Raw genomic sequence first — 16945 nt, 5'->3', positions numbered from 1 at the left:
GGCCCGCCACCCTGCGGGCCTGCCCCGATTTCAGGAATATCGCATGAGCAAGATCAACCAGATCGCGTGGGACGACACGGTTTTGCCGTTCCAGCTGGACCGTTCGGACATTCGCGGCCGCGTCGCACGGCTGGACGGGGTGCTGGATCACATCCTGTCGCGCCACGACTATCCCGCGCCGGTGGGTGCCCTGGTTGCCGAACTGGCGCTGCTGGCGGCCCTGATCGGCCCCACCGTCAAGCTGCGCTGGAAGCTGAGCCTGCAGGTCCGTGGCAATGGCGCGATCCGCACCCTGGCCGCCGATTATTTCGCCCCCCAGCAGGACGGCGCCCCGGCCCGCATCCGCGCCTGGGCCAGTTTCGATGCCGACCGGCTGGATGGGCGCCCGCCCTTTGAACAGGTGGGCGAGGGGTATTTCGCCATTCTGATCGACCAGGGCCAGGGCTCGTTGCCCTATCAGGGGATCACCCCGCTTTCGGGCGGATCGCTGTCGGCCTGCGCGCAGACCTATTTCGCGCAATCCGAACAGCTGCCGACCCGGTTCCAGCTTGCCAGCGGCGCATCGCGCCTGTCGGGACAGGACAGCCGGTGGCGCGCCGGCGGCGTGATGCTGCAAACCCTGCCGGCGACCCCGATGCAGGGCGAAGGGGGCAGCGGCGAAGGCGGGCTGATCCAGGCCGCCGACATCCTGCAAGGCGCGGAATCCGAGGATTGGAACCGCGCCAACATGCTTCTGGACACGGTCGAGGTGCTGGAGCTGATCGGCCCCTCGGTCGGGCCGACCGACCTGCTGCTGCGCCTGTTCCACGAGGAAGAACCCCGTGTCTTCGACGCGCAGCGGGTGGAATTCGGCTGTTCCTGCACGTCCGACCGGGTTCGGGAAACGCTGTCGATCTATTCCGCCAAGGACATCGCGCATATGACGACCGATGAAGGCATCGTGACCGCCGATTGCCAGTTCTGCGGCGCGCATTACGAATTCGACCCTCACAGCCTGGGGTTCGAGGCGACCGTGGATGCCGAGGGCCAGCCTCTGCCCGACAGGGCGGCCGAGTGATCCCGGCCTGGTCTGAAGACCTTCTGCGTCAGGCCCTGTCGGTTCCGGCAGGGCCAAGTTCGGATTACGACCTGAACCCGGACGTGGCCCCCTTGCCGGGCTCCCTGCGCCCCGCGGGGGTGCTGGCCGCGTTCCACGAGGACGACGGCCGCCTGATCCTGACCAAGCGTGCCTCGGGTCTGCGCCATCATCCCGGCCAGATCGCCCTGCCGGGTGGCAAGGTGGATCCGACCGACGCCGATGAGATCGCCGCAGCCCTGCGCGAGGCGCGCGAGGAAGTGGGGCTGGATGCCGCCCAGGTCGATCTGCTGGGCACCCTGCCGCCGCACCGCACCGTGACGGGCTTTGCCGTGACCCCGGTCATCGGGATTGTCCGGGGCGCCTTCCAGCCCCTGCCCGAGCCGGGCGAGGTCGAGGAGGCCTTTGCCCTTCCCTTCGACCATGTCGCCGATCCGTCCCGCTATCGGGTCGAACGCCGCCGCTGGCGCGAGGGCTGGCGCAGCTATCACGCGGCGCCCTTCGGTCCCTATTACCTGTGGGGCGCGACCGCGAGGATCCTGCTGGGCCTAGCCAGAAGGATCCGGGCGTGAGCCGGCTTCCCGAACAGGTCATGCAGGATCCTGCGCTGCAATCGGTCTTCGACGCCATCGAGGCGGGCGGGCATCGTGCCTGGCTGGTCGGGGGCGCGGTGCGGAACGCGCTTCTGGGCGAACCGGTGGGCGACCTGGACCTGGCGACCGATGCGCCGCCCGGCGTGGTGACGCAACTGGCCCAGGCGGCGGGTCTCAGGCCCGTGCCGACGGGGATCGACCACGGCACGGTGACGGTTGTGTCGGACGGCCGGGGGTTCGAGGTCACCACCCTGCGCCACGATGTCGAGACCGACGGGCGACGTGCCGTGGTGGCCTTTTCCGACGATCTGGACCAGGACGCGCACCGGCGCGATTTCACGATGAACGCGCTTTATGCCGACCGGCATGGCAGGGTGATCGACCCGGTGGGCGGACTGGACGACCTGCGCGCCCGGCGGCTGCGCTTTGTCGGCGATCCCGCGCAGCGCATTGCCGAGGATTATCTGCGCATCCTGCGCTTCTTCCGCTTCCTGGCCTGGTATGGCCGGGACGCCGATCCCGCTGCCGTGGCGGCCTGCCGGGACGGGCGGGACGGGCTGGACGGGATTTCGCGCGAACGGATCGGGCAGGAACTGCGCAAGCTGCTTGCGGCCCCCGACCCCGTTCCCGCCGTGCGGCTGATGCAGCAGACGGGTGTTCTGGACAAGGTCCTGCCCGATGCGACGCCGGACAGGCTTTATGCGCTGCAATCCCCCGCGCTGTGGCTTGCGCGTCTGGCGGCGCTGTCGCAGGGGCACCTTGCGGATGCCTTGCGCCTGTCCCGGAATGAGGCCCGCGATCACCGCGCGCTTGTGACTGCCCTGACGCAGGGCTGGTCCTTCAACCGCATCGCCTATCATCTGCGCGGCGATCTGGCCGATGCCGCCGCTGCCCTGGTCCAGACCGCCGGGCCCCGCGAAGGCTGGGCCGAGGCACGAGCCGCCGCGCAGCCGCTGCCGATCAGCGCCGCCGACCTGCAACCACATCTGCAAGGCCCCGCCCTGGGCCGCGCGCTGAAGGCCGCCGAGGATGCCTGGATCGACGCGGGCTTCGCTTTGCCCGCGCCCGCGTTGATCGACATCGCCCTGCTGGCCGGAGAGACCGCATGACCCTGCACCACCGCCTTGGCCGCCTGATCGACGCCTTCCGCCCCGCGGAAGGCCCGCCACCCGCCACGCTGCTGGCCTTCTTCCGCTGGTGCCTGTCCGGGGCCTGGGGCGGGCTGGGGCTGGCGGGCATCGCCTCCGCCTTGGGCGGGGTTGCCGACGTGGTGGCCGCCGTGCTGCTGGGCTGGGTGGTGGATGCCATCGCGACGGGCGATCCGGGGGCCTTCTGGGGCCAGAACGGCCTGCTGATCGCGGCCTTCGTGGGCTTCTTCCTGCTGCTGCGGCCGCTGATCTTCGGCTTTTCCACCGCCACCAGCAGCGTCATCATCGGACCGAACGTGCTGCCCCTGGTCCTGTCGCGCATCCACCGCTGGACCATGGGTCATTCGGTCGCCTTCTTCGACAACGACTTCGCGGGGCGGCTGGCGCAAAAGCAGATGCAGACCGCCCGCGCCGTCACCGACGTCGCGTCGGAAATGGTGAACGTGGTGGCCTTCGCCCTGGCATCCGTGCTGGGATCGGCGGCCTTTCTGGTGTCGGTCGATACCTGGGGCGCGGTGGCGCTGATCCTGTGGATGCTGGCCTATCTGGGCCTGATCCGGTTCTTCCTGCCGCGTATCCGGGCGAAATCCGGCGCCCGCGCCTCGGCCCGCGCGATGATCACCGGCCAGGTCGTCGATACCATCACCAACATCAAGACCGTCAAGCTGTTCGCCCATGCCGAACACGAGGATCGCGCGGCCCTTGGCGCCATGGCGGGCTTTCGTGAACGGGCGCTGGATTTCGGCGTGGTCAGCAGCACCTTCCGCATGTCGCTGATGGTGATCGCGGGCATCCTGCCGGTGATCCTGGTCGGCGGGTCGATCATGCTGTGGCGGCAGGGTCAGGCCACGCCGGGCGACGTGGCGGCGGCGGGCGCGATCGCCATGCGCCTGTCGCAGATGACCGGCTGGGTCAGCATGGCGCTGATGGGCATCTGGGGCAGCGTGGGAGAGGTCGAAGACGGCATGAAGACCCTGTCCCCCGCCCATGCCCTGACCGACGCGCCCGACGCCCTGCCCCTGGAGCGGGTCGCGGGACGCATCGACTTCGATCACGTGGGCTTTGCCTATGGCCGCGACGAAGGGGGGCTTGCCGACATCGACCTGCATATCCGCGCGGGCGAGAAGGTGGGCATCGTTGGCGCCTCGGGCGCGGGCAAGTCCACGATGGTGGCGCTGCTGTTGCGGCTCTACGACGTGGAAAAGGGGGCGATCCGCATCGACGGGCACGACCTGCGCGAGGTGACCCAGGAAAGCCTGCGCCGCCAGATCGGCATGGTCACGCAGGAAACCGCGATGTTCAACCGATCCGCCCGCGACAACATCCTGTATGGCCGCCCCGGCGCCACGCAGGCCGAGATCGAGGCAGCCGCCAAGGCGGCCGAGGCGCATGACTTCATCCTGACCCTTCAGGACCATCAGGGGCGCAAGGGCTATGACGCGCATCTGGGCGAACGCGGGGTCAAGCTGTCGGGCGGGCAGCGCCAGCGGATCGCGTTGGCCCGCGCCTTCCTGAAGGACGCCCCGATCCTGGTCCTGGACGAGGCCACCAGTGCCCTGGACAGCGAGGTCGAGGCCCAGGTCCAGGATGCCCTGTCCCGCGCGATGAAGGGCAAGACGGTGCTGGCCATCGCGCACAGGCTTTCCACCATCGCCGAACTGGACCGGATCATCGTCATGGATGCGGGCCGGATCGTCGAACAGGGCAGCCACGGGCAACTGCTGGCGCGCGACGGGCTTTACGCGCGCTACTGGAACCGGCAATCGGGCGGCTTCCTGGGGACCGAGGAAGCGGCGGAATGAGCCTTTGGCATGTCGAACGCCTGGGCCGTCGCGGCGACGGGTTGGCGGTTGGTGAGGCGGGCCGCGCCCTGGCGCCCCTGACCCTGCCGGGCGAACAGATCGAGGGCGAAGCCGAAGAGGGGCGCATCGCCGCGCCCCGCATCGTCACGCCCTCGCCAGACCGGGTGCGACCCGTCTGCGCGCATTACCGCGCCTGCGGGGGCTGTTCGCTGATGCACGCAACCGAAGGCTTCACGACCGCCTGGAAGCGGCAGGTGGTGGAAACGGCCTTGGCCGCGCGCGGCTTGCCCGCGCCGGTGAAAGGGATCCATGTCTCGCCCCCTCGGTCGCGGCGGCGGGCGGTGCTGTCGGGGCGGCGCACGAAGAAGGGCGCGTTGGTCGGTTTTCACGCCCGCGCATCCGACGTGATCGTCGATCTGGCCGAATGCCACGTCATGCGGCCCGAGATCACGGCCGCCCTGCCCCTGCTGCGGCGGATCACCGTGGCGGGCGCCTCGCGCAGCGGCGAATTGTCCATGACGGTGATCCACGGCCCCGCCGGACTGGATGTGGCCGTGACCGGCGGCAAGCCGCTGGATCCCACGCTGTTCCAGGACCTCGCCGCGCTGGCGGACGAAGGCGATCTGGCGCGGCTGACCTGGCTGGATCAGGCAGGGGACGGCCAGTCGATCACCCGTCGTCCGCCTGCCCTTCCCATGGGTCTTGCGCGGGTCGTGCTGCCTCCGGCGGGCTTCCTGCAAGCAACGCTTGAGGGAGAAGCCGCGCTGCTGGCCGGGGTTCAGGCTGTCACGGCGGGCGCCACGCGAATCGTCGATCTGTTCGCAGGATGCGGGACGTTTTCGCTGCCCTTGGCCAAGAGGGCATCGGTCCATGCGGTCGAGGGGCTGGCAGCCCCGTTGACCGCCCTGGACGCCGGGTGGCGGGGCGCCCCCGGCCTGAACCGCGTCACGACCGAGATTCGCGACCTTGCCCGCCGACCGATGCTGGCCGACGAACTGAACCGGTTTGACGCAATCGTGATCGACCCGCCCCGTGCGGGGGCCGAGGCGCAAGCCCGTGAAATCGCGGCTTCGCGCATCGACAAGATAGCCTTCGTGGCCTGCGATCCGGTGAATTTCTCAAGGGATGCGCAGCTTCTTGCCATTGGCGGTTTTACGCTGACCCGGCTGTGGGTGGTCGATCAGTTCCGATGGTCGCCCCATGTCGAAACCGTGGCGGAATTCGCCAGAACCTAGCCAGATCCCACTGGCTTGTGATATGAAACGGCCATAAAAAACCAAAAATGTCAGAGGCAGTGATGTTCAAGCCAACGCGCCGCGCCGTCGCCTTTTCCTTGCTTGCCTTCGTGGCGGCCTGCGGCAAACCGGAAAGCAAGTTCAAGGCCTATAACGGCCCCGCCGTGACCCAGGTCGTGGTCAACAAGGGCGCCCGGAAGATGTATCTTCTGCATGGGACGACCGTTCTGAAATCCTATGACGTGGGCCTGGGCAACGTGCCCGTGGGTCACAAGCAGTTCGAAGGCGACGGCAAGACGCCGGAAGGGATCTATTACATCGACCGCTTCAACCCGCGCAGCCGCTATCACCTGTCTGTCGGAGTCTCCTATCCGAATGAACGGGACACGGCGCTGGCGGCCGCATTGGGCCGGCACGCGGGCGGCGACATCTTCATCCATGGACGCGGCCCCGACGGCAACCGCTTCGCGCCCAAGAACCGCGACTGGACGGCAGGCTGCATCGCCGTCAAGGACGAGGAAATCGAGGAGGTCTATGCGATGCTCCGCCCCGGCGTGCCGATCGTCATCAATCCCTGATCCGGCTGGATTGCCCCGGAATGGACAAGGCCTCGGACGATCCGGGGCCTTTTGCATTCAACTGCCCGTCAGCAGCGTCCACCACAGTTTGCCCGAGGGTTCCTGATACCAGGCAAAGCCCAGATTCGTGGCGGCCGGGTCCATGATGACATCGCGCGTATCGCGGGTGCCCATCCAGGCGCTCAGCGTCTGCATGTCGTTTTCATAGGATTCCGAGATGTTCTCGCCGACGACATTGCCGAAATAACCCGCCCGGCGCGCCCGGTCCAAGGGCGAGGATCCGTCCGACCCCCAGTGCCAGGCCCGGTTCTGGGCCGACATGTCGCGCGAATGTGCCAGGGCCGCCGCGGACAGTTGCGGGTTCAGCGTCAGGGCCGGCGCGGCGATGTTTGCCCGCAGCGTGTTGATTTGCTGCAACACGCGGATCGGAATTTGCTGTTCCTCGGCGGCGCTGATCTGGTTGCCCGTGGGCATCGCCTGCCCGCCCGGCGCGACCGGAGGCAGGCTGCGCGGCTGGCACGCCGCCAGCGCCATCAGCGACAGGGCCGCGATAACCTTGAAATTCGGCATTTTTCCGCCATCCCTCGTTTTTCTTGTGCGCAGATCTATCGAATGGCGCCCGACCGATCAAACCCACGAATTCGTGAAAACCGCCTTTGTGGCATCTTCGCGTCCACGGCACTTTGAATTGATGGAATCGCTGGCCCGGCTTATAGAAATCTCCTGCCGCATGAGGCGGAGTGGTCAAGGCCGTCCAGCAAGAACGGTCATCCTTCGAAGGACATGGGAAGATGAGCAAGTCATCTGCAATCAATCGCCGGACCTTCCTGGGTTCGGCCGCAGCCTTGGGGGCTGCGGGTCTGGCATTGCCGTCGTTCGGCCAGCAGATCGACCCTTATACGGGCCAGCCGATCTATAGCGCGACACCCGGCGCGATGCCCGGCGCGACCCCCGACGCGGGTGCGGTCCAGTACGACCCGGCCGCCGATCAGCGCCACAACATTTCCAGCTTTTCGGCGCAAAGCTGGCAGCCGCATTTCCAGAACCTCACCAACGGTGCGATCCTGTGCGATCTGACCTCGCGTGCGGTGCATTACTGGTCTGAAGACGGCAACACCTACCGCGTCTATCCCTCGTCCATCCCGGTCAGCGAGGATCTGACCCGCACCGGCCGGACCGAGATCATCAAGAAGGTCGAAGGCCCAAGCTGGTCGCCCACCCCCGAGATGAAAGCCCGCAACCCCGAATGGCCGGATTTCGTGCCGCCGGGACCGGATAATCCGCTGGGCACCCATGCGCTGTGGCTGAGCTGGCAGTATTACCGCATCCACGGCACCCATGACACGCGCAAGATCGGCCGCAAATCGTCGAACGGCTGTATCGGCCTGTATAACGAGCATATCAAGGAACTGTATACCCTGACCAAGATCGGGACGCAGGTTCTGGTGATCTGACCCGATAAGCACAGCCCCATCGAACAGCGAAAAGGCCGCCGGTCCAGCCGGCGGCCTTTTCGCTGGGCATTCTTTGGGCTCGGAACGTCCCCTACCGGGCGTTGGACCGCTCTCGCGCGGGGCGCTCGCCGGCGTGATCGAATGCTCCGGACGGGGCAGTGTCGCGTTCGGTATGGGCCAGGGCCTGCTTGCCCTGATCAGCATCGGGATCGTTCGGATGCAGCGGCCCGCCCTCCTCCAACATCGGGGAAGGCCGGTCGGTCGCCTGCTTTGCGGCAAGCGCCTTCTGCGTCAACTCGACCTGATCAGGCTGCGCATCTTGGAGTTCATCCGCCGCGCCATCCGCACGACGCCGGTGACGCTCGGCCATTGCCCGGTTCAGGGCGTCGTTCAGATAGTCCAGCTTGCTCCGCGTGCCTTCGTTGCCGCCTGCGGCCGTCGCGCCCGAAGGGGCTGCCTTGCCTCGCGCCTCACGACCCTGACGGTCGCCGATGTCACGCGCCCGGTTGCGTCGTTCGCGCAAGCGAGACACCAGATCGGATAGATCCCGGTCGGACAATTGGCCCAGTCCGGGCTGGCGGGACTGGTTGGCCAGTTCCATTTCATCGCGGCTCAGCGCACGCTGTTCCTCGGGGGTTGCAGGGGCATCCAGTCTGGTCATCCGTTCCTCCTGTGTTGGACACCAAACCGACCCCCAGCCAAGGGGTTCCAGACAGGATAAACCCGTCAGGATCACGTTTTCTTAGGAAAAACGTCAGATCCAGCCCGCGATGTTCTCGCGCACGACCTCCAGCATCACCTCGATATGGGCGGGATCGTCGTTCAGGCAGGGGATATAGGTGAAGTCCTTGCCGCCCGCGTGTTCGAAGCTTTCGCGGATCTCACCGTTGATCTCCTCCAGCGTCTCGATGCAGTCGGCGGCGAAGGCGGGCGAGATGACCGCGATGTCGGTGATGCCGCGCTTCGCCAGTTCGGCCACATGTTCGACCGTATAGGGGCGCAGCCATTCCTCGGTCCCGAAGACGGACTGGAAGGTCGTGTCGATCACGCCGTCGGGCCAGCCCAGAGCCTCTTTCAGCAGACGAGAGGTTTTCTGGCATTGGCAGTGATAGGGATCGCCCTCCAGCAGGTAACGCTTGGGCATCCCGTGATAGCTGGCGACCAGCTTGGCCGGCACCTTGTCGCCCAGCGTCCGGCGGACCGACGCCGCAAGGGCCGCGATGTAATCGGGCCGGTCGAAGTAAGGCTCGCAGGTGCGGACCGCGGGCTGCCATTTCTGCGCCATCAGCGCCCGGAACAGCTGGTCGTTCGCCGTGGCCGAGGTCGCGCCCGCATATTGCGGATAAAGCGGCAGGAACACGATCCGCTGGCAGCCCGCCTTGACCATCCGGTCCAGCACGTCGGGGGTTGAGGGGTTGCCATAGCGCATGCAGAATTCGACCATCACGCTGTCGCCCCATTCGGCCTGGGCGCGTTCGCGCAGCGCCTCGGTCTGGGACCGGGTGATGGTCATCAGCGGACTTTCGTTCTTGTCCTCGTTCCAGATCAGCTTGTAGTTCTTGCCCGAGGTGAAGGGCCGCTTGGTCAGGATGATCCCCTGCAGCAGCGGCTGCCATTTCCAGGCCGGATAGTCGATCACCCGCTTGTCGGACAGGAATTCGTTCAAATAGCGGCGCATCGACCAATAGTCATAGCCGTCCGGCGTGCCCAGGTTGGCGATCAGGATCCCCGTCTTCTTCCGGGGGATCGAGGGGTGGTCTGCGGGCGCATGGGCTGGCTTCATGTCTTCCTGGTCCTGATTTCTTTCAGCGCGTCTTCAAGTCGTGTCGTGGCCGATCCCGGCCGCAGCGGCTTGGGCTGCGTCTCCGAGGGCGACCATCCGGTTAGAAAAACCAGATCGAATGTCGTGGCGATACGGGACGGATCGTCGCGGTCGGCATGGTGTTCCGCCATGATCGCGGCGGCGCGGGCAAAGACCGCGCGTCCTGTCGGGCGGCGCAGGCGGGCGGCCATGGCGTTCCCCTCGCCCATGGCGCGCAGGTCATGGGCCAGGTGGAACAGGTCGCGATAGCTGGCCTTTTGGGTGACCAGATCGGCCACCGGCAGGGCCAGCCCGGCGCGGCCCAGCAGCCCGCCCATGTCGCGGATTTCCCCCATCGGCAGGATCCGGGGGGACAGGCCGCCCGTCATCTCCACCTCGGCCTGGGCCAGGGCGGCGCGCAGTTCCTGCAGGGTCTGGCCGCCGAAGCAGGCGGCGATGAACAGCCCGTCCTCGCGCAGGGCGCGGGCGCATTGGACCATCTGGCCCACCGGATCGTCGGCCCAGTGCAGCGCCATGGCGTGGACGACCAGATCATGCGCGCCGGGTTGCAGATCAAGCACGGGTTCGTCGGAAACCACGCGGGCATCGGGAAGGACCTGTGCCCAGAAGTCAGGAAAACCCGTCACTACGGCGGGTGCGGTAAACCTTCTGTTAATCTCGGACAGCCTATCCTGGATCTCGTCGGCGGCAAGCCGGTGCAGGATATCGGCAAAGCCCCGACGATTCGCCCGGTCCCGCTGGCGCAGCAGCGCGGGGCGGTCGGTCAGGGTCGGACGGTCTTGTGCGGATGTGGTCATGGGGATGGAACATAGGGTGCTTCAGGGGGCGATGAAAGGCGCGTTGCGCCTGCTTTATCCGCCGCAATGCGTGGCGTGCAGCACCCCCGTGACCGGCGGGGCCGAAGGACCGGGGCAGCTTTGCCCGGCCTGCTTTCCCGAAACGCGGTTCATCACCGGGGCGGCCTGCGCCCGCTGCGGGGTGCCGCTGCCGGACGACGGGACGGGCGCGGAGGATCCGACGCTGACCTGCGACGACTGCCTGTCGATGGCGCGGCCCTGGCAACGCGGTCGGGCGGCGATGGTCTATTCCGGTGCGGGGCGCAAGCTGGTGCTGGCGCTGAAGCATGGCGACCGGCCGGACCTGGCGCCTGCGCTGGCGGCATGGCTGGCCCGCACGGCGGCGCCCCTGATTGACGCCGACACCATCGTGGCGCCGATCCCGCTGCATCTGCGGCGGTTGCTGAAGCGCCGGTACAACCAGGCGGCGTTGATATCCGCGCGGGTGGCACGGACCCACAAGGCATTGCACCTGCCCGACCTGCTGCTGCGGTGCCGCCATACGCCCGGTCAGGACCATCGCGGCGTCGGGGACCGTTTCGCCAACATCGCCGGGGCGCTTGCCGTAAACTCCCGCCGCGTGGCGGCATTGCGGGACCGGCCCGTGCTGCTGGTCGATGACGTGATGGCATCGGGCGCGACCATGGCCGCGGCGACGGATGCGCTTCTGGCGGCGGGATCGGGGCCGGTTTCGGTCGCGGTTCTGGCAAGGTCGGTCAAGGATGACTAGGTATGGGGTCACAAAGGAAAGGAACCGCACCCCATGACCCAGCCCGCGATCACCATCTATACCACGCGCACCTGTCCCTTCTGCATCCGCGCCAAGGGCCTTTTGCGCGAAAAGAACGTGCAGTTTGACGAAATCGACGTCGGCGCCGATCCTGCGGTCCGCGCGCAGATGACCCAGCGCGCGCATGGCCGCCGCACGGTCCCGCAGATCTTCATCGGCGACCGCCATGTGGGCGGCTGCGACGACCTGTTCGACCTGGAACGCCAGGGCAAGCTGGACGGCCTGCTGGCAGGCGCCGCCTGACGGCGCGGTTGACGCAAGGTCCGGCGATTGTCGGACTTGACCAAGGGCCATCGGGCGGGGCACGGTCCCGGCTTCGCCCCGCCCGCGAACCCCACATTTTCTCTTTTTGGATCCATGCCCTTATCCGCGACCGATACCGACCGTCCCAAGGCCAATGACCGGCTTGCCGCAAGCCTGTTCGCCGAGGTATTGATCGCCGAGCAGTTGTCGCGCAACCTGATCGGCAAGGCCCTGCCGCGCGGGATGCAGATTTCGCATTTCTCGGTCCTGAACCTGCTGGCCCATGTGAACGAGGAACGCACCCCCGCCCAGCTGGCCCAGGCCTTTCATGTCACGCGCGGGGCGATGACCAATACGCTGTCGCGGCTGGAATGGGCGGGCCATGTCCATATCCGCCCCGACTGGGACGATGCGCGGCGCAAGTTCGTGTCGATCAGCCCGGCGGGCCGGGCGGCGCGGGACGCGGCCATCGCCGCCTTCATGCCCCTGATCGCCGAGGTGGTGCGCGACATCGGCGCCGACAAGGTGCGCACCGCCCTGCCCGTCCTGCGCGAATTGCGCATCCGGCTGGAGGGCGAGGACGACTAGGCCTCTCGCCGCGCCGTGAGGATATAGTTCACCGACAGGTCGCGATCCGACAGCGACCAGCCGAAGCTGAGGGGGTTGAAGACCATTCCCCGGCGGTCCAGGACCGACAGGCCCGCGCCGCCGGCCATTCCCGCCAGTTCGTCCGGGGTGATGAAGCGCGACCAGTCATGGGTGCCGCGCGGCAGCCAGCGCATGATCCATTCCGCCCCGACGATCGCCGCGCCGAAGCTGCGGGCCGTGCGGTTCAGCGTGGACAGGATCACCAGCCCCCCCGGCCGGACCAGGTCGCGGCAGGTGGCGATGAAGCTGGCCGGGTCGGCCACATGCTCGACGATTTCCAGCGCCAGGACCACGTCGAAGACCTCTCCCGCCATCGCCTCGGCCGTGGTGGCGCGATAGTCGATGGCAAGCCCCTGTTGCCGGGCGTGAAGACGGGCCACCGCGATGTTGCCCTCGGCCGCATCCGCGCCCACGACATCGGCGCCCAGCCGCGCCATGGGTTCGGCCACCAGCCCGCCGCCGCAGCCGATATCCAGCACCCGCAGGCCCCCGAAGGGGCACAGATCGCGCCTGTCCCGCCCGAACTCGCCCGCGATCTGGGTCGCGATGTAATCCAGCCGCACCGGGTTCATCAGGTGCAGCGGACGGAACTTGCCCCTGGGATCCCACCATTCCGCGGCCATCGACTCGAACTTGGCGATCTCGGCGGGGTCGATGCTTGTCATGGTCCGGTCCTTCTGGCAGGCGGGTCTGTCAGGCCTTATAGTAAGGTGATGGACCGATTGGCAGGACAAAACGCCGCGACACATGGCCGCCTTCACCCGGGCGCCGAGGCCTTTGCCCGGCACATGCTGGACGTGGGCGACGGACACCAGATCTATGTCGAGGAAAGCGGCAACCCCCAAGGCCGGCCCGTGCTGGTCCTGCATGGCGGACCTGGCGGGGGATGCAGCCCGTTCATGCGGCGCTTCTTCGACCCGGCCCATTACCGCGCGATCCTGTTCGACCAGCGGGGCTGCGGCCGGTCGCGGCCCCAGGCCTCGGTCCATGCCAACACCACCCCGCACCTGATCGCGGATATCGAGGTGATCCGCCGGACCCTGGGCCTCGAATCGGTCTTGCTGTTCGGGGGAAGCTGGGGGGCCACGCTGGCCCTGGCCTATGCCCAGGCGCATCCGAAGCGCGTGACCGGCCTGATCCTGCGCGGCGTCTTCCTGGGCACGCAGGGGGAACTGGACTGGTTCTATGGCGGCGGCGCGGGGCGGTTCTTTCCCGACCTTTGGACGCAGTTCCGAGACCCGATCCCGGAAGCGGAACGGGGCGATCTGATCGCGGCCTATCACAAGCGGCTGTTCTCGGCTGACGTGGGGCGCCAGGGCCGCTATGCCCAGCCCTGGCTGATGTGGGAAAACGCCCTGGCGGGCCTGCAATCGGCCGCCATCAGCCATGCGCCGGCCGATTACGCCCGTGCCTTCGCGCGGCTTGAAAATCACTACTTCATGCACCGCTGCTTCCTGGACGAAGGCCAGCTTCTGCGGGACCGGCACCGGATCGAACACCTGCCCGCCGTGATCGTGCAGGGCCGATACGACATGGTCTGCCCACCCCTCTCGGCCTGGCGGCTGGCGGATGGATGGAAAGGTTGCGATCTGCGCATGATCCCCGCCTCGGGACATGCGCTGTCCGAGCCGCGGATCTCGGCGGAACTGGTCAGGGTGATGGACGAGATCGCGGCCCAGGACCGGGCAAAATCACTTTAAACTTGATTATCACGTTTTTTGTGCTAAATACCGCCTCAACAGCGGCGCAGGCTTCCACCCCCTGCCCACCGGCGCTTTCCGCATGGCCCGCTTGACGGGCCTTTTTCACATCCGAAGGGATCTCATGTCGAACGATCTGATTGCCAAGAACGCCATCGACCGGCGTCTGGCCGAGATCATCGCCCCCGTGATCGAGGATCTGGGATTCGAACTGGTCCGCGTGCGTCTTCAGGGCGGCAAGACCGCGACCCTGCAGATCATGGCCGACCGGCCCGAAGGCGGCATCAACGTGGACGATTGCGGCGACATTTCCGTGGCCGTCAGCGCCACCCTGGATGTCGAGGATCCGATCGAGGACAACTATCACCTGGAGGTCAGCAGCCCCGGCATCGACCGGCCGCTGACCCGGATAAAGGATTTCGAGACCTTCGAGGGCTACGAGGCGCGGCTGGAAACGAACCAGGCCATCGACGGGCGCAAGCGGTTCAAGGGCGTTCTGGCCGGCGTCGAGAAAGGCGAGGGCGGCGACGAGGTCCTGCTGAACATCGAGGAAGCGGGCGAGGTCCAGACCATCGGGCTGCAGTTCGACTGGCTGTCCGACGCCAAGCTGGTCCTGACGGACGAGCTGATCCGCGAAATGTTGCGCCAGAAGAAAGAGGCCGGCGTCCAGATCGACAACCTGGACGAAAGCGCCTTCGACGAGATCGAAACCGAAGACAACGACGGCGAGAACGCCGATGCCAAGGAGTGAGTGATGGCAATCACCTCTGCCAACCAGTTGGAACTGCTGCAGACCGCCGAAGCCGTTGCGCGCGAGAAGATGATCGAGCCCGAGCTGGTCATCGAGGCGATGGAAGACAGCCTCGCCCGTGCCGCCAAGTCGCGTTACGGCGCCGAGATGGACATCCGCGTCAAGATCGACCGCAAGACCGGCAACGCGACCTTCACCCGCGTCCGCACCGTGGTCGAGGATGACGCGGTCGAGAATTATCAGGCGCAGCTGACTGTCGAGCAGGCCCGCCCCTATCTGGACAACCCGCAGGTCGGCGACGAGATCACGGACCAGGTGCCCCCCGTCGAACTGGGCCGCATCGCCGCGCAATCGGCCAAGCAGGTCATCCTGCAGCGCGTCCGCGAGGCCGAGCGCGACCGCCAGTACGAGGAATTCAAGGACCGCGCGGGCACCATCATCAACGGCGTCGTCAAGCGCGAGGAATACGGCAACATCATCGTCGATGTGGGCCGCGGCGAGGCGATCCTGCGCCGCAACGAGAAGATCGGCCGCGAAAGCTATCGCCCGAACGACCGCATCCGCGCCTATGTCAAGGACGTGCGCCGCGAATCGCGCGGGCCGCAGATCTTCCTGTCGCGCACCGATCCGCAGTTCATGGCCGAGCTGTTCAAGATGGAGGTGCCGGAAATCTATGACGGCGTCATCGAGATCAAGGCCGTGGCCCGCGACCCCGGTTCGCGCGCCAAGATCGCCGTGATCAGCTATGACAACTCGATCGACCCGGTGGGCGCCTGCGTGGGGATGCGCGGCAGCCGCGTGCAGGCCGTCGTGGGCGAATTGCAGGGCGAAAAGATCGACATCATCCCCTGGAACGACGACCAGGCCACCTTCCTGGTCAACGCGTTGCAGCCCGCCGAGGTCAGCAAGGTCGTCTTCGACGAAGAGGCCAACAAGATCGAGGTGGTCGTTCCCGACGAGCAGTTGTCCCTGGCGATCGGCCGTCGCGGCCAGAACGTGCGCCTGGCCAGCCAGTTGACCGGCCTGGATATCGACATCCTGACCGAGGAAGAGGAATCCAAGCGCCGCCAGGCCGAATTCAACGCCCGCACCCAGCTGTTCATGGACGCCCTGGATCTGGACGAGTTCTTCGCGCAGCTTCTGGTCGCCGAAGGCTTCACCGACCTGGAGGAAGTGGCCTATGTCGATCTGGACGAGCTTCTGTCCATCGAGGGCGTGGACGAAGGCACGGCATCCGAATTGCAGGCCCGCGCCCGCGACGTCCTGGAGGCCCGGAACAAGGCCGCGCTTGAAAGCGCCCGCGCCCTGGGGGCCGAGGACAGTCTTATTGAATTCGAGGGGCTGACCCCCCAGATGGTAGAGGCACTGGCCAAGGACGGCGTCAAGACGCTGGAAGATTTCGCGACCTGCGCCGATTGGGAACTGGCCGGTGGCTGGACCACCGTGAACGGTCAGCGCGTCAAGGATGAAGGACTGCTGGAACCGTTCGAGGTGACGCTGGAAGAAGCGCAAAACATGGTGATGACCGCCCGCGTCATGCTGGGCTGGGTTGATCCCGAGGAACTGAACAGCAGTGACGACGCCGAAGCCGGCGACGACATCGACGAGGAGGCCGGGGCGTGATGCCCCGGATTTGCCCGCTTGAGTCGCGGTGGTCGCATCAAGGATAACGATCAGCCCGAAAGGCGCTGCATCGTCACCGGGGAAGTCCAGCCCAAGGCTGGACTGATCCGTTTCGTGGCCGGGCCGGATGGCCAGGTCGTGCCGGATCTGGCGGAAAAGCTGCCGGGTCGCGGCATCTGGGTCAGCGCGGATCGCGCGGCCATCGACAAGGCGGCGGCCAAGGGGTTGTTCTCCCGTGCCGCGAAGGCTCCGGTCAAGGCCCCGGAAGGTCTGGCCGATCTGGTCGAGGCGGGCGTGGCACGTCGGCTGGTCGAACTTGTGTCGCTGGCGCGCAAGTCGGGCCGCGCGGTGGCCGGGTTCGAAAAGGTCAAGGGTTGGCTGGCCGAAGGGCGCGCAAAGGTGCTTTTGCAGGCCAGCGACGGGTCGGATCGCGGCAAGGGCAAGCTGTGGACGCCTACGGGCGGACGCTGGTTCGGTTGCCTGACCGCATCAGAATTGGGTTTGTCCTTCGGGCGCGATCATGTCATACACGGCGCGCTTGCGGCGGGTGGACTGACGGACAAGGTGATCTTGGAAGCCGGCAGACTGACGGGTCTGCGCGGGCATGACGGCGGCAATACGGCGGCCGGGAAGGAATGAAGACGCAG

Annotated in this window: 19 protein-coding genes; 14 read left to right on the top strand and 5 right to left on the bottom strand. The window is 66.8% G+C overall.

All coding sequences use genetic code 11. From position 1 onward, the window contains the following. The first annotated feature begins 43 nt into the window (after positions 1 to 43). The 6 genes from hslO (at position 44) to IEX25_RS02405 (ending at position 6431) form a co-directional block, all read left to right on the top strand. On the top strand, positions 44 to 1057 hold the full coding sequence (gene hslO, locus IEX25_RS02430) for an Hsp33 family molecular chaperone HslO (RefSeq protein WP_103172201.1): 1014 nt from the start codon (positions 44 to 46) through the stop codon (positions 1055 to 1057). Beyond that, on the top strand, positions 1054 to 1647 hold the full coding sequence (locus IEX25_RS02425; protein WP_370463821.1) for an NUDIX hydrolase: 594 nt from the start codon (positions 1054 to 1056) through the stop codon (positions 1645 to 1647). The genes hslO and IEX25_RS02425 overlap by 4 nt, the downstream gene beginning before the upstream one ends. Next, positions 1644 to 2777, top strand: coding sequence for a CCA tRNA nucleotidyltransferase (locus tag IEX25_RS02420; protein ID WP_188713870.1), 1134 nt, complete (start codon positions 1644 to 1646; stop codon positions 2775 to 2777). The genes IEX25_RS02425 and IEX25_RS02420 overlap by 4 nt, the downstream gene beginning before the upstream one ends. Then, positions 2774 to 4618 carry an ABC transporter ATP-binding protein gene (locus IEX25_RS02415; protein WP_188713869.1) on the top strand — a complete coding sequence of 615 codons (1845 nt, stop codon included), beginning with the start codon at positions 2774 to 2776 and terminating at the stop codon, positions 4616 to 4618. Before IEX25_RS02420 ends, IEX25_RS02415 begins: the two co-directional genes overlap by 4 nt. After that, a complete protein-coding gene (locus IEX25_RS02410; protein ID WP_188713868.1) occupies positions 4615 to 5853 on the top strand; it encodes a class I SAM-dependent RNA methyltransferase in 1239 nt (412 codons plus the stop codon). Before IEX25_RS02415 ends, IEX25_RS02410 begins: the two co-directional genes overlap by 4 nt. Positions 5854 to 5915: 62 nt before the next feature. Next, entirely contained in the window at positions 5916 to 6431 is a 516-nt protein-coding gene (locus IEX25_RS02405; protein WP_103172197.1) for a L,D-transpeptidase family protein, read from the top strand. Between the two features lie 57 nt (positions 6432 to 6488). On the opposite strand, the gene dalA is transcribed toward IEX25_RS02405, so the two are convergent. Next, a complete protein-coding gene (gene dalA / locus IEX25_RS02400; RefSeq protein WP_103172196.1) occupies positions 6489 to 7001 on the bottom strand; it encodes a divisome-associated lipoprotein DalA in 513 nt (170 codons plus the stop codon). Positions 7002 to 7222: 221 nt separating this feature from the next. On the opposite strand from dalA, the gene IEX25_RS02395 reads away from it, so the two are divergent. Then, positions 7223 to 7885: a L,D-transpeptidase gene (locus IEX25_RS02395; RefSeq protein WP_103172195.1), complete on the top strand. Its 663-nt coding sequence runs from the start codon at positions 7223 to 7225 to the stop codon at positions 7883 to 7885. Positions 7886 to 7976: 91 nt separating this feature from the next. Here the strand turns inward: IEX25_RS02395 and IEX25_RS02390 are convergent, their stop codons facing one another. From IEX25_RS02390 to IEX25_RS02380, 3 genes are all read right to left on the bottom strand, one after another. After that, the gene (locus tag IEX25_RS02390; RefSeq protein WP_188713867.1) at positions 7977 to 8546 is read right to left on the bottom strand and encodes a hypothetical protein; all 570 of its coding nucleotides are present in this window, start codon (positions 8544 to 8546) and stop codon (positions 7977 to 7979) included. A gap of 93 nt (positions 8547 to 8639) precedes the next feature. Further along, positions 8640 to 9668 (bottom strand): ferrochelatase, encoded by a 1029-nt coding sequence (gene hemH, locus IEX25_RS02385; RefSeq protein ID WP_188713866.1) that lies wholly within the window; start codon positions 9666 to 9668, stop codon positions 8640 to 8642. Then, the gene (locus IEX25_RS02380) at positions 9665 to 10504 is read right to left on the bottom strand and encodes a methyltransferase domain-containing protein (RefSeq protein WP_188713865.1); all 840 of its coding nucleotides are present in this window, start codon (positions 10502 to 10504) and stop codon (positions 9665 to 9667) included. Before IEX25_RS02380 ends, hemH begins: the two co-directional genes overlap by 4 nt. 31 nt (positions 10505 to 10535) lie before the next feature. Here IEX25_RS02380 and IEX25_RS02375 point away from each other — a divergent pair, with 31 nt between their 5' ends. From IEX25_RS02375 to IEX25_RS02365, 3 genes are all read left to right on the top strand, one after another. Further along, entirely contained in the window at positions 10536 to 11273 is a 738-nt protein-coding gene (locus tag IEX25_RS02375; RefSeq protein ID WP_188713864.1) for a double zinc ribbon domain-containing protein, read from the top strand. A gap of 33 nt (positions 11274 to 11306) precedes the next feature. Beyond that, positions 11307 to 11576, top strand: coding sequence for a glutaredoxin 3 (grxC, locus tag IEX25_RS02370; protein ID WP_188713863.1), 270 nt, complete (start codon positions 11307 to 11309; stop codon positions 11574 to 11576). Between the two features lie 114 nt (positions 11577 to 11690). Continuing rightward, positions 11691 to 12164 carry a MarR family winged helix-turn-helix transcriptional regulator gene (locus IEX25_RS02365; RefSeq protein WP_103172307.1) on the top strand — a complete coding sequence of 158 codons (474 nt, stop codon included), beginning with the start codon at positions 11691 to 11693 and terminating at the stop codon, positions 12162 to 12164. Here the strand turns inward: IEX25_RS02365 and ubiG are convergent. Next, positions 12161 to 12889, bottom strand: coding sequence for a bifunctional 2-polyprenyl-6-hydroxyphenol methylase/3-demethylubiquinol 3-O-methyltransferase UbiG (gene ubiG / locus IEX25_RS02360; RefSeq protein WP_188713862.1), 729 nt, complete (start codon positions 12887 to 12889; stop codon positions 12161 to 12163). The two genes, IEX25_RS02365 and ubiG, sit on opposite strands and share 4 nt — an antisense overlap. 48 nt (positions 12890 to 12937) lie before the next feature. Here ubiG and pip point away from each other — a divergent pair, with 48 nt between their 5' ends. The 4 genes from pip to IEX25_RS02340 all read left to right on the top strand — a co-directional run bounded on the left by pip (position 12938) and on the right by IEX25_RS02340 (position 16937). Beyond that, a complete protein-coding gene (pip, locus tag IEX25_RS02355) occupies positions 12938 to 13924 on the top strand; it encodes a prolyl aminopeptidase (RefSeq protein ID WP_188713861.1) in 987 nt (328 codons plus the stop codon). A gap of 124 nt (positions 13925 to 14048) precedes the next feature. Beyond that, positions 14049 to 14675 (top strand): ribosome maturation factor RimP, encoded by a 627-nt coding sequence (rimP, locus tag IEX25_RS02350; RefSeq protein ID WP_188713860.1) that lies wholly within the window; start codon positions 14049 to 14051, stop codon positions 14673 to 14675. A gap of 3 nt (positions 14676 to 14678) precedes the next feature. Beyond that, positions 14679 to 16298, top strand: coding sequence for a transcription termination factor NusA (nusA, locus tag IEX25_RS02345; RefSeq protein ID WP_103172187.1), 1620 nt, complete (start codon positions 14679 to 14681; stop codon positions 16296 to 16298). An 18-nt stretch (positions 16299 to 16316) separates the two neighbouring features. Further along, entirely contained in the window at positions 16317 to 16937 is a 621-nt protein-coding gene (locus IEX25_RS02340; protein WP_103172186.1) for an RNA-binding protein, read from the top strand. The last annotated feature ends 8 nt before the right edge of the window (positions 16938 to 16945 follow it).

It is taken from the genome of Paracoccus acridae, assembly GCF_014642735.1.
GTDB classification, from domain to species: Bacteria; Pseudomonadota; Alphaproteobacteria; order Rhodobacterales; family Rhodobacteraceae; genus Paracoccus; species Paracoccus acridae.
Note: the sequence above shows the minus strand (reverse complement) of the source record. Positions and strands in the feature narration are given on the sequence as shown.